Origin of the sequence: Labilibaculum antarcticum (assembly GCF_002356295.1) — a bacterium.
Taxonomy (GTDB): Bacteria; Bacteroidota; Bacteroidia; order Bacteroidales; family Marinifilaceae; genus Labilibaculum; species Labilibaculum antarcticum.
This window is the reverse complement of record NZ_AP018042.1, coordinates 1,429,327-1,442,319: the sequence shown is the minus strand read 5'-3', so window position 1 is coordinate 1,442,319 and position 12,993 is coordinate 1,429,327. Positions and strand designations below refer to the sequence as shown.

The 12,993-nt window shown below is 37.5% G+C and carries 11 protein-coding genes; 6 read left to right on the top strand and 5 right to left on the bottom strand.

What is annotated here, in order from left to right; translation table 11 throughout:
• Nucleotides 1–144: 144 nt before the first annotated feature.
• The 5 genes from pruA to ALGA_RS05315 form a co-directional block, all read right to left on the bottom strand.
• Nucleotides 145–1,776 carry an L-glutamate gamma-semialdehyde dehydrogenase gene (gene pruA, locus ALGA_RS05335; protein WP_096428342.1) on the bottom strand — a complete coding sequence of 544 codons (1,632 nt, stop codon included), beginning with the start codon at nt 1,774–1,776 and terminating at the stop codon, nt 145–147.
• A 165-nt stretch (nt 1,777–1,941) separates the two neighbouring features.
• Nucleotides 1,942–3,396, bottom strand: a complete 1,455-nt coding sequence (gene nhaC / locus ALGA_RS05330; RefSeq protein WP_096428341.1) for a Na+/H+ antiporter NhaC — start codon at nt 3,394–3,396, stop codon at nt 1,942–1,944.
• A 493-nt stretch (nt 3,397–3,889) separates the two neighbouring features.
• A complete protein-coding gene (gene bioB / locus ALGA_RS05325; RefSeq protein ID WP_096428340.1) occupies nt 3,890–4,864 on the bottom strand; it encodes a biotin synthase BioB in 975 nt (324 codons plus the stop codon).
• A gap of 17 nt (nt 4,865–4,881) precedes the next feature.
• Nucleotides 4,882–5,241, bottom strand: a complete 360-nt coding sequence (locus tag ALGA_RS05320) for a hypothetical protein (RefSeq protein WP_096428339.1) — start codon at nt 5,239–5,241, stop codon at nt 4,882–4,884.
• A gap of 259 nt (nt 5,242–5,500) precedes the next feature.
• Entirely contained in the window at nt 5,501–6,790 is a 1,290-nt protein-coding gene (locus ALGA_RS05315; RefSeq protein ID WP_096428338.1) for a type IX secretion system plug protein, read from the bottom strand.
• A 207-nt stretch (nt 6,791–6,997) separates the two neighbouring features.
• On the opposite strand from ALGA_RS05315, the gene ALGA_RS05310 reads away from it, so the two are divergent.
• From ALGA_RS05310 to nqrF, 6 genes are read left to right on the top strand one after another with little or no spacing between them, the layout of a single operon-like run.
• Nucleotides 6,998–8,353 (top strand): Na(+)-translocating NADH-quinone reductase subunit A, encoded by a 1,356-nt coding sequence (locus ALGA_RS05310; protein WP_096428337.1) that lies wholly within the window; start codon nt 6,998–7,000, stop codon nt 8,351–8,353.
• Nucleotides 8,354–8,376: 23 nt separating this feature from the next.
• Nucleotides 8,377–9,561, top strand: coding sequence for an NADH:ubiquinone reductase (Na(+)-transporting) subunit B (locus ALGA_RS05305; protein ID WP_096428336.1), 1,185 nt, complete (start codon nt 8,377–8,379; stop codon nt 9,559–9,561).
• A gap of 19 nt (nt 9,562–9,580) precedes the next feature.
• Complete coding sequence (gene nqrC, locus ALGA_RS05300; protein ID WP_096428335.1) at nt 9,581–10,291, top strand: NADH:ubiquinone reductase (Na(+)-transporting) subunit C; 711 nt, start codon at nt 9,581–9,583, stop codon at nt 10,289–10,291.
• A 7-nt stretch (nt 10,292–10,298) separates the two neighbouring features.
• Nucleotides 10,299–10,943 (top strand): NADH:ubiquinone reductase (Na(+)-transporting) subunit D, encoded by a 645-nt coding sequence (locus tag ALGA_RS05295; protein WP_096428334.1) that lies wholly within the window; start codon nt 10,299–10,301, stop codon nt 10,941–10,943.
• Nucleotides 10,944–10,963: 20 nt separating this feature from the next.
• A complete protein-coding gene (gene nqrE, locus ALGA_RS05290) occupies nt 10,964–11,581 on the top strand; it encodes an NADH:ubiquinone reductase (Na(+)-transporting) subunit E (protein ID WP_096428333.1) in 618 nt (205 codons plus the stop codon).
• A gap of 55 nt (nt 11,582–11,636) precedes the next feature.
• Nucleotides 11,637–12,896: an NADH:ubiquinone reductase (Na(+)-transporting) subunit F gene (gene nqrF, locus ALGA_RS05285; RefSeq protein ID WP_096428332.1), complete on the top strand. Its 1,260-nt coding sequence runs from the start codon at nt 11,637–11,639 to the stop codon at nt 12,894–12,896.
• Nucleotides 12,897–12,993: the final 97 nt, after the last annotated feature.

Sequence of the window (12,993 nt, the reverse complement as noted above, 5' to 3'; positions counted from 1 at the left end):
GTTGTATTCAAAATATGCATGTAATAATTGAAGACTGGCAGAACCAGTATATCTTCTTTTTTTTGTTTTATTATCAGAAATCTTGGTTCGAATTGGAATTAATTTTCTCAAGTCTCACTGCTTAAATCTGATCTCTTACTGGGATTAATCCTCTAAAAAGTTAGGATACATATAATCTGTAGCTGGTATAAATGTTTCTTTGATTGTGCGAGGAGAAACCCAACGCAATAGGTTAATCATAGAACCTGCTTTATCGTTAGTTCCAGAACCTCTACCACCACCAAATGGCTGCTGTCCAACAACAGCACCAGTAGGCTTATCGTTAATATAGAAGTTACCTGCTGTGTGAGTTAAACGCTTCACTAATTTTTCAATAGCATAACGATCATCAGCAAATATAGCACCTGTTAAAGCATACATTGAACCTTTATCCAAAATATCAAGTGTCTCATCTACTTTATTGTCATCATATACAAAAATGGTCATAACAGGACCGAATAGTTCTTCTCTGATACTAATGTAATCAGACTTAAGAGCTCTGATAATAGTTGGAGCAATAAAGTAACCAACAGACTTGTCGTATGTTCCACCTGCTACAATTTCAGCATCTGGTGAAGCCTTAGCCGCATCGATAGCTGAAGCTAACTTATCGAAAGAAGCCTCGTCGATTACGGCATTCACGAAATTTGTGAAATCTTCAGTTCCACCCATCTTAATCTTGCTTAAATCTTCCTTAACATATGCCATCACCTCGTCGTATTTGCTTGCTGGAATGAAAGCACGAGAAGCAGCAGAACATTTTTGTCCTTGATATTCAAAAGAACCACGGGTAATTGCTGTAGCTACATCTTTAGTAGGAGCAGTAGGATGCATAAAGATATAATCCTTACCTCCTGTTTCACCTACAATGCGTGGATACGATTTGAATTTATGAATGTTGTCGCCAATATTTTTCCAAATGTTTTGGAAAACGGCTGTTGATCCTGTAAAGTGAATACCTGCGAAATCAGGAGAACTGAATAGTACTTCTGAAGCAGCAGGACCCGATACGTAAACCAAATTGATAACTCCGGCAGGAACACCTGCTTTCATGAAAATTTCCATTAAAACCTGAGCTGAATAAACCGCAGTTTTTGATGGTTTCCAAACAATACAGTTACCCATCATAGCAGGAGCTGTAGGCAGGTTACCAGCAATTGCAGTAAAGTTGAAAGGAGTTAGTGCAAACACAAATCCTTCCAACGGACGATGTTCAACTCGATTCCAAATTCCTTTTGAGGATACAGGCTGTTGTTTGTAAATATCAGTCATATATTGAACGTTGAAACGCAAGAAATCAGCAATTTCACAAGCAGAATCGATCTCAGCTTGAAATGCATTTTTCGACTGTCCCAACATGGTCGCAGCATTTAATTTCTGACGGTAAGGACCGGAAATTAATTCTGCAGCCTTCAAGAAAATTGAAGCACGGTGCTCCCAAGCCATTGCTTCCCAAGCTGGTTTCGCAGCTAAAGCAGCATCAATAGCCATTTGTATATGTTTTTTCTCACCTTGGTGATAATGACCCAATACATGCTTATGATCGTGAGGAGGAGTCATTGCAAATAAATTGCCTGTACGAACCTCTTTGCCACCAATATACATCGGCACATCGATTTCTTCAGAACGCATTTTTTTAATTGTTGCTTGCAATTCTGCTCTTTCAGGAGAACCTGGAGCATAAGATAAAATTGGCTCGTTAGTTACGGCTGGAACGTTGTATACACCTTTTGACATATCGTTGTGGTTTAAAGGGTTATTTTATAATATTCTTTCACTCTGAGCAAATGTAGAAAAAATAATAATACATCATTTATGAGTATTATCATACTTTCAAAAAAGCGTAAAAATCCCGCAGGTTAAGAATTTCACAAGTATTGAACGAATCGCTTATTTTTATACTTATGATGATTTAACGACTGTATCGGATGTTCTCCTGATTTTAATATTCAGATAAGCCATTGCTATGGTCATAATAGGGCTGATGATGTTGAAAAAACAAAAAGGGGCGAAGGCCATAGTTGCCACACCTAAAGCTCCAGCCTGAGCAGCTCCACAAGTATTCCACGGAACCAGTACCGATGTAACAGTTCCTCCATCTTCAAGAGTTCGGCTTAACACTTCAGGTTTTAAATTCCGATCTTTGTACGATTCCGAAAACATTCTTCCGGTAACTACAATAGAAATGTATTGATCGGAAGCAGTTAGGTTCAAAAATCCACAACTGAAAACTGTCGTTGTTACCAATGATCCGGTCGAGCTAACCGCTTTCATCATGGTTCCTGTAATTTTGTGCAGAATACCTGCTGTTTCCAGGATACCGCTAAAAACCATTGCCGTTAAAATCAGCCAAATCGTATTTAGCATTCCGGCCATTCCTCCGGTCGATAATAAATCTTGTATATTTTCATTTCGAACAGGAATACTAATATCCGTAAAGATGGATTGCATTACCGTATGATAGCAAGCTTGTATGTAGGAATCACTTCCTGAAATTTGTTGAATGATTTGTGGCTGAAAAATAATGGCAAATACTCCTCCGATTAAGGTACCCGCAAAAATGGCAGGCAGGGCAGGAACTTTTTTGCTAATAATCACAAAAAGTAATATTGGGACTAAAAACAGCCAAGGTGTAATGGTAAAGGTTTCTTTGATTGCAAGCTGAACTTCATGAATGCTCTCCGGATTAATTTCTCCTTGCTTATTAAAACCAATTGCCAGAAAAATAAGCAGAGTAATAATGATGGAAGGTATCGTTGTGTACATCATATAACGAATGTGTACAAATAAGTCGACCTCTGCCATTGCGGAAGCCAGGTTGGTTGTATCGGATAAAGGAGAAATTTTATCGCCAAAATAAGCGCCGGATATAATTGCACCTGCCACAATTGCATTATTGTATTCCATTGCGTTGCCAACACCCAATAAAGCAACTCCGATGGTTGCAATGGTAGACCATGAGCTCCCTGAAACGACCGAGACAATTGCACATATCACCACCGAGAGCATTAAAAACAACTTCGGATTTAAGAATTCTAATCCATAGTAAATCATTGCAGGCACCACACCGCTGATCATCCATGTTCCCGCTAAAGAACCAATTAACAGCAATATCAGCATCGATGGCATTGCAGTGCCAATACTTTCTACAATGCCCTTTTGTAGCTCATCCCATTTTTTTCCGTGGCGGAGAGCAATTAATCCACCAATTGCAGCTGCAATTAAAAGTGAAAACTGGTTGGCGCCTTCAATGGCTTCATCGCCAAAAACAATGGCATTAATACTAAGGAGTGCAATTAATAGAACAATAGGAATAAGAGATTCCCCAAGAGAGAGGGATTTAGTTTGTGGCTTCATGTTTGATCTAATGGGCTTGGTTAATTAAGGACTGAAATTACGTAAAAAAGGTTGGGAAAAGGAATTGTCTGTTTTAATTATTGGTTTTTACCAATAGCGTCCTAATAAAATAAGGATTCGTTTCTCATATTTATCAGGAAGATTTTTTAAAAAGGATGTAAAATAAATGCCAGCCAGTATAGAATATAGATTTTTTAGTCCGGAGTACAGAAAAATATCAAGAAGCGAAGGAAGATGGTACACGAGTTCGGGAAAATTAATCAAGAGGAGAGAAAAGTAGTGAAAAACGCAGGGAAATTGCTCAGGAGTGAAATAAATTGATGGAAAGCTGGGGAAACTGCTGGAATATGACAGAAAGTCGCTAAAAAGCAAAATAAATTGATTAAAAGCTGGGGGAACTGCTCCAAAGTGACGGAAAGTCAGAAAAAGCAAATAAAAAAATAGGGACATGCTGTAAGCATATCCCTTCTAAATATAATATGTTGGTATATTTCTATTCCTCCAAAGTAGTCAACTCCTGATAACGGGTTGGAACAATTCCAAGCGTATTAAGTAAGTGCTGATCTTCGTTCACAGTCATGTTTTTTACGGTAAGCAATTTATCTCCAAAAAAGATAGAGTTTGCTCCGGCAAGGAAACAAAGTGCTTGTCCTTCCTGACTGTAATGCGTACGTCCGGCAGCAAAAGCAATAACTGCTTTTGGCATTAGAATACGGGCAGTTGCAACGGCACGCACCATATCAAAAATACCAATGGTTTCTTTACCAAAAAATGGAGTTCCCTCAACAGGTACTAATGAATTCAACGGAACATTGTAAGGGTGTTTTTCCTGATTGGATAGCGTACGAAGCATTTCGATTCGATCTTCGTTGGTTTCGCCCATTCCTAAAATACCGCCCGAGCAGTAAGAAATTCCAGCTTCCTGAAGGTTAGCTAATGTTTCTAAACGTTCCGCATAAGTTCTAGTCGTTGTAATGCTTGGATAGTAGCGCTCCGAAGTGTCCAGATTGTGATTAACTGCAGTAATTCCCAAACCAGCCAATTTCTTTGCTTTTTCTTTGTTGATCATTCCCATGGTACAACAAACTTCGAGTCCAAGCTTTTTTACTTCCGTAATCATTTCAGCCATTTCGTCGAAACGATCATCACGGTTGCCATCTCTTCCCGAAGAACTTAAGCATACACGTTTCACACCGTTTTCTTTGGCTATTTTGGCTTCTGCTAAAACGTCCTCTAAACTTAGTTTCTTTGGTTTTACATGGGTGTCGTAACGAGCCGATTGAGCACAATATTTACAATCCTGAGAACACGCTCCGGTGCGAGCCGAAATCAGGGTGTTCATATTCATTTTTGTAGAATCGTGGTGTTTGCGGTGGAGGTTGGCTGCTTTGTTCACCAAATCCAGTAATGGAAGGTCGTAAATTGCTTTAACTTCTTCGTGTGTCCAGTTGTTTCTGATATCACTCATAACTTAGGTTCTTTTTTTTAGTTTCTAAAATTGCGGGAATAAGAATTAGTAGAAAGAACCTTTATTACTTCACGATGAGGTTCAATCTGACTGGTTTTGGTAGTGCTCTGATTTTGCAACACCATCACTTGCATGAGTTCGAAGCGCAAGGCTTCCAATTCATCAGTCTCATTCTTATCCCTGCTGTTTAAGGGTACATAGCAAAATCCGGAAAAGCCGCATTCGGTAGATGGAACCAGCAAATTATAACTGGTATTGATACAGGAAATTTTAATTTCCTTGTTCATGCTGGCAAAAGCAGCATAGCCTTTTCGGCTCCATCGTCTGAATACCTGCGAGTCCGATTTGTATCGACCTTTGTTTGTAACAGGGTTCATATTTATATTTTTTGTTTATTTAAAGAGAACCAAGATAGTGATTCTCCCTAATTCGGAGTCAAAAGTATTCTTTTTTTTTGACTTGAATGTGATTCTATAACATGTTGGATGCAGACGCAGATATTTATGATTCTTACGATTTAGGCAGATGAAAATGGGAAGCTTAAAGGGAAAAATCAATATGAAAAAACAGATCAACTCAAGAGATTTTGGACCTTTATAAATCCTGATTATCATACGTGATCTTGCTTGTCGGTATCTAAAATTTCGCTGTAGAGTTAAGGGTTTTGTAACCAATAAGCATGTCGTAGTTCAAGGCAATATCATGGTAATAAACGTAAATCACATAGTCGTTTTCTGTTTCCCAATGAGAGCCTTCAATATAAGTTAGATCTGGAGTTTTCTTCCCATTTTCAAGTAAGGCGAATTGGTAATTGTAGTATCCCTGCTTCAAAAATATAGTCTTGCGATAGCTGCCGGTATCAAAATCGTATTCCATTTTATTTTTATCCGAACAAGTCCAGTTACAGAAATCACCGTACACATAAAGGTTGCCGTGTTTTATCTCATTATCGAACGGAAGCCAAAAAGTAATGTAACAATAATCCGCTTCGGTTGAAGGTTCGTCTCTTTCCTGAACATCAATTAAAAACCGGCCATTTAAATCCTGTTCGTAGATGTATTGCTTAAAATGGCGGTTGTTTCCAGCAGTAAGCAGAATATGTGTTTGCTCCTTCTCTTTATAAATTTCTTTGATATATCGGGTTTGGTACCTTAAGCTTTTTAAATCGAAATTTCGAAATTCATTTCCTCCGGGGAAAACATTTTCCGTTTCGTAATCAAAAACCAGTTCATCTTTACGGATAAAAATAGGCTTCAGATTTTTTTCGCTTCCATCCAATCTGTTATTTTGGGTCAGCACAACTTGTAAATCCGAATGAGGATTGTCAATAGTAAAGTTAGGATGAAGAATGCTAAAATCGACCTCCTGATGTGTTTCTCTTAAATCAATTGCAATTGGATGTTTCACCTCTCCTATAACTTCTACTTTCGAATCTAAAAGCATGAATCGTTGGCGAATAACAACTTTATCAGGATCAAAATCTTCAAATATTTCAAGGATATAATTGCCCGATAATTTCAGTTGTATCTCATTATTGGGGATTTTTAATGAATAATGAACATAACCTACATTGGTAGTAAAGGAATGTTCGTAGTCTTGAATCTGGTTTTCGGTAAAACCATCAATAAAATCGAACTCACTAAGGTAGGAATTTTGCCAATTTGCTGTGCAATGGATGATTTTGTAGGAGTAATCCTGAATATTTTCCGTAATGTCGTCAAAAGAAAAAAGGAGTTGATTATCTCCATTAAGTTCTATAATGGGTTCGGTTAGTTCCCAATCCGCCGGATGCATTTGAACAGTGTGGATGCTTTTTTTCTTTATTTCATTGAAATAAACAGTTTTAGAATCGGAATTGTAAGCAAACAATATCTCTGGAATGATAATGAATACAATACTTATGGAAATAACGAAATTTTTAGGCATGTGAATATGTATATGTACTGGTTAAAAATAGACCAAAGCATTTCAAAAATACAAAAATGCTTTATATATTTGTGTTCGAATTTTTTACAGCCTCTTAAATCGATAACTATAGCGTTATGAAACATGTAGTGTATCGGAACAAAGATTGTGAATTAGAGATTAAATTAGTTATTTTTGATGCAAATTAATAAATTCAAATAGTTTAACATGTCTGAAGTTAAAAAGATCAAAAAAGGCTTAGATATTAAGCTGGCAGGAAAGGCTGAGAAAGTACTTGAGAAAGCTGATCGTTCTGAGACATACGCAATTAAGCCAACCAACTTCCCCGGATTAACACCTAAATTAAAAGTTAAGGTAGATGCTGAAGTAAAAGCAGGAGATTCCCTGTTTTTCGATAAGTATTGCCCTGAAATTAATTTTTCTTCTCCGGTTAGTGGTAAGGTTATTGCCGTAAATCGTGGAGAACGAAGAAAGATTCTGGAAGTAGTGATTCAAGCAGATGCTAAGATTCAATACCAGGAGTTTAAAAAGGCTGATCCTAACGGACTTTCGAGAGAAGAGATTAAGGAAGAGTTGTTGAAAAGTGGCCTTTGGTCATTTGTTCGTCAACGCCCTTATGATGTGATTGCAAAACCTAAAGATACTCCAAAAGCAATTTTTATTTCAGCTTTCGATACTGCACCATTGGCTGCAGATATTGATTTCCTTCTAGAAGGAGAGTCGGAAGCATTTCAGGCAGGTTTAGATGCATTAGCAAAACTGACTGATGGAAAGGTATATTTAAATACCAACCCAAATTTCAATCAAAACAAAATTTCTTCTGAAGCTAAAAATGTAGAGGTTCGCCAATTTTCAGGTGCTCACCCCGCAGGAAATGTTGGTATTCAAATTCACCACATTAGCCCAATGAATAAAGATGAAGTTGCTTGGGTAATTCGTCCGCAGGAAGTTGTTTTTATCGGAAGATTATTCACAAAAGGCATTTATGATGTAAGTCGTAAAATTGCACTTTGCGGATCTGAAGTGAAAAATCCATGTTACTTTGAAACAATTCAAGGAGCATCTGTGCGAACCTTATTAAAGGGTAAGTTGAAAGATGATGAGAAGATTCGTGTTATCTCAGGTAACGTTTTAACAGGAGAACAAATCTCTGAAGATGGATTTATTAGTTTCTACGATTCCCAAATTACAGTTATTCCAGAAGGAGATAAATTCGAATTTTTAGGTTGGGCATTGCCTGGCTTACAGAAATTCTCAATGTCGAAAACATTCTTCTCTTGGTTAACTCCAAATAAAGAATTCCGTTTAGATGCCAATCTTCATGGGGAGCATCGTGCTTTCGTTATGACTGGTGAGTACGACAAGGTATTGCCAATGGATGTGCTTCCACAACAATTGATTAAATCCATTATGATTGAGGATGTTGATCAAATGGAGCAGTTAGGGATATATGAAGTTGCTCCGGAAGATCTTGCCTTATGCGAATTTGTTTGTACATCGAAAATTAATGTACAGGATTTGGTTCGTAAAGGAATTGATCTGATGATTAAAGAAATGAGCTAAGAAAAAACGGATAATATTATAAAATGAAAGCACTAAGAAAATTTCTTGATAAAAAGAAGCCCTTATTTTTAAAGGGTGGGAAGTTTGCAAAGTTGCAATCGTCTTTCGAGGCTTTTGAATCTTTTCTATTCGTTCCCGATATTACATCTCATAATGGAACTCACATTAAGGATGCTATCGACTTGAAGAGAACCATGTCTATTGTTGTCATGGCTTTAATTCCAGCATTGTTATTTGGGATTTACAATACAGGATATCAGCATTTCCTTTCACTAGATCTAATCAATACGACTAGTTTTATGGATATCTGCATTTATGGTTTGATCGAAATTCTACCTATCATCATCGTTTCATACGTAGTTGGTTTGGGTATTGAATTTGCTTTTGCACAAATGCGCGGTCATCAGGTAAATGAGGGTTTCCTTGTTTCAGGTATGTTAATACCTTTAATAATGCCAGTTGGCGCACCTCTTTGGATGGTTGCAGTTTCAACTGCATTTGCTGTAGTTATTGGTAAAGAGGTATTTGGTGGAACAGGAATGAATATTTGGAATCCGGCATTAATTGCCCGTGCATTCTTCTTCTTCGCTTACCCATCAAAAATGTCTGGTGAAGCAGTATGGATCGCTGAAAAAGCAGATAGCTTTTCGGGAGCAACACCATTGGCTCATGCAGCCAATTTGGTTGATGCGACTAGTACTGAAGCTGCTAATATTTATCAAACACACCTTTCAGATGTTTGGAATATGTTTGTTGGTTTAATTCCGGGATCAATAGGAGAAACATCTACTATAGCTATTCTAATTGGGGCAGTAGTTTTAATTGCAACAGGAGTTGGTAGCTGGAAAATTATCGTTTCGGTATTTGCCGGAGGATATGTAATGGGAATGCTTTTCAACCTAATTGGTGGTAATGCTTATATGGAGTTGATTCCAGCATGGCAACATTTAATTATGGGTGGTTTTGCGTTTGGTGCTGTATTTATGGCTACTGATCCGGTATCGGGAGCTCAAACTGCTCGCGGAAAAATAATTTATGGTTTCCTTATCGGTTTCCTTGCTGTTTTGATTCGTGTATTGAATGCAGGTTTCCCGGAGGCGATGATGTTAGCAATCCTTTTCATGAATACTTTTGCTCCACTTATCGATCATTATGTGGTTCAAGGTAATATCAAAAGAAGATTGAAACGAGTTAAGGTGAGTGCTTAAACAAATAATCAACTAGAAAATGAATACTCAAAGCAATACATATACATTTCTTTATGCCTCCGTTATGGTGGTGATAGTTGCGGCGGTTCTTTCTTTTGCTGCTTTGCAACTTAAGCCACGCCAAACGAGAAATATAGAAATAGAGAAAAAGCAAGACATTTTAAAAGCTGTGAATGTTGCTTCTACTCCAGAAAACGCTGAGGAGCTTTACAGTAAATACATTGTGAAAGCTTTAATTGTAAACTCAGAAGGAACTGTCACTTCAGACGACAAGAATAAAACTTTTGGCGTTAATTTGAAAATTGAGAACAGTAAAAAAAATGTGGTAGAAAGGAAACTACCTGTTTTTGTGTTCGAAAAAGAAGGAGTAGGGGAGAAAATGATTATTCCAATTTTGGGTAAAGGAATGTGGGGACCTATTTGGGGCTTTATTTCTTTGGAACCTGATGGGAAAACCATTTACGGTGCTACATTTGGGAATAAGGGTGAAACTCCTGGTTTAGGTGCTGAAATTTCAAAATCTGAATTTCAGGAACCATTTACTGGGAAACAGATTTTTGATGAGGCAGGAAAGTTTACCTCTTTAGCTATGGTTAAAGGAGGAGCAGCAGACGGCAACCCACATGAATTTGATGCAGTATCTGGTGGTACTGTTACCTCAAAAGGTTTGGAAGCAATGCTTCAAGATAACCTAAGCAGTTATGAAAAGTTTTTAAAATCTTCTAAATAAGCACGATATGAGCGATAAAGAACCTTTATTCTCCGCTAAAAATCGGAAATTGCTGAAAAATCCATTGGGAAGCGACAACCCGATTACCGTTCAGGTATTAGGAATTTGTTCAGCTTTAGCGGTTACAGCAAAATTGGAACCGGCAGTGGTGATGAGCCTCTCGGTTATGGCCGTATTGGCACTTGCTAACGTAATTATTTCATTAATTCGAAATACTATCCCTTCACGTATTCGTATCATTGTTCAGCTTGTAATTGTTGCTGCTTTGGTAATTGTTGTGGATCAAATATTAAAAGCTTTTGCTTACGAGGTAAGTAAACAACTATCAGTATTTGTTGGTCTTATTATTACAAACTGTATTATCATGGGACGTTTGGAAGCATTTGCTCTTGGAAATCGTCCATGGCCAGCTTTCCTTGACGGAATTGGTAATGCTGCAGGGTATGGTTTGATCCTGATTATCATTGCATTCTTCCGTGAATTGTTAGGATCCGGATCAATATATGGTTTCAAGGTTATTCCTCAAGCATTTTATGACATGGGATACCAAAATAACGGTTTAATGATTCTTCCTCCAATGGCATTGATTACTGTAGGAATTATTATTTGGGTTCAAAGATCCAGAGATAAATCTTTAATTGAGTCGAATTAATTGTAAAGAAAAATCGAAACATGGAAAATCTGATTAATATATTTATCAAGTCGATTTTTATCGACAACATGGTGTTCGCATTCTTCTTAGGAATGTGTTCGTATCTGGCTGTTTCAAAAACAGTAAAAACTTCAGTTGGTCTTGGTATCGCTGTAATTTTTGTTTTGGGAATAACCGTTCCTTTAAATTACTTGCTAAACAAATACATTTTAGTTAGTGGAGCTCTTACTTGGGTAGATCCTTCATTTGCGGATGTTGATTTAAGCTTTTTAAGTTTTATCATGTTTATTGCAGTAATTGCTTCTCTGGTACAGTTGGTTGAAATGATTGTAGAAAAATTTGCTCCGACACTATATTCTTCTTTGGGTATTTTTCTTCCCTTAATTGCTGTTAATTGTGCAATTTTAGGAGGTTCTCTTTTCATGCAGGAAAGAGACTACGGAACTTTAGCAGAGGCAACTTCATTTGGTCTTGGATCAGGTCTTGGTTGGTTTCTTGCTATTATTGGTATCGCTGCAATTCGTGAAAAAATTCGTTACTCAAATATTCCTGCTCCATTACGTGGACTTGGAATTACATTTATTGTAACAGGATTAATGGGAATTGCTTTTATGAGCTTTATGGGGATCAAACTCTAAGCTGAAAGAAGAATAAAGTAAAATTGAATTTTCAAAAAATTTAATCGGAATAGAGATGATATTATTAACAACACAGGGAACAGTTATTGCCACAAGTATTGTGATCTTCCTACTTGTGATCCTGGTACTGGTTTCTATCCTTTTGTATGCAAAACAGAAGCTTACTCCATCGGGAGAGGTGACTATTGATATTAATGAAGGAAAACTAAAATTGGTTGTAGACCCGGGTAATACCCTTTTGGGAGCTTTAGGTGCTGAAAAAATCTTTTTACCATCAGCTTGTGGTGGTGGAGGTACTTGTGGAATGTGTAAATGCCAGGTTCATTCAGGGGCAGGAACTATTCTACCAACAGAGACAGGATTTTTCACTAGAAGAGAAGCTTTAACTGATTGGCGTTTGGCTTGTCAGGTAAAAGTAAAAGAAGACATGAGCATGGCGATTCCTCAGGAAATTATGGGAATTAAGAAATGGGAGTGTGAAGTGGTTTCAAATGGAAACGTTGCTACATTTATTAAGGAATTTGTAGTAAGGTTGCCTAAAGGTGAAATTATTGACTTTAAATCGGGAGGATACATTCAGATTGATGTCCCTAAAATCGAGGTTGATTTTAAGAGCATGGATATCGACGAAGAGTATCTCGAAGATTGGAAGAAGTTTAAGATGTTTGATCTTACAATGAAAAACCCTGAGCCTACCTATCGTGCCTACTCAATGGCTAACCATCCTGCCGAAGGAAATATTGTAATGTTGAACATTCGTATTGCAACTCCTCCATTCGATCGTGTAAACGGTGGTTGGATGAAAGTGAATCCTGGAATCTGTTCTTCGTTTATTTTCTCACGTAAACCAGGCGATAAAGTTACTATTTCCGGACCTTACGGTGAGTTCTTTATTAAAGAGACCAATAACGAGATGATGTTTATTGGTGGTGGTGCTGGTATGGCTCCAATGCGATCTCACATCTTTCACTTGTTCCACACCGTAAAAACTGGTCGAAAGGCTACTTTCTGGTACGGAGCCCGTTCATTAAAAGAAGTGTTCTACGCAGATCAGTTCGATGCTATCGCTGCTGATTTCCCTAACTTCGAATGGCACTTAGCTCTTTCTGAGCCTCAGCCAGAGGATAATTGGGAAGGACCAACTGGATTTATTCACCAGGTAATTTATGACAACTACTTGATCAATCATGAAGAGCCGGAAGATGTTGAATATTACCTTTGTGGACCTCCAATGATGAATTCAGCGACTACAAACATGCTGTATGAATTAGGAGTACCAGACGAAATGGTTGAATTTGACGATTTTGGATCGTAATATAATTAAACAAGCCTCGAATTTTCGAGGCTTGTTTGTTTTTACAAGCTTAGTTACATTTGTTGCATTAATTATCCATTATCAATAGTAGTAAGTC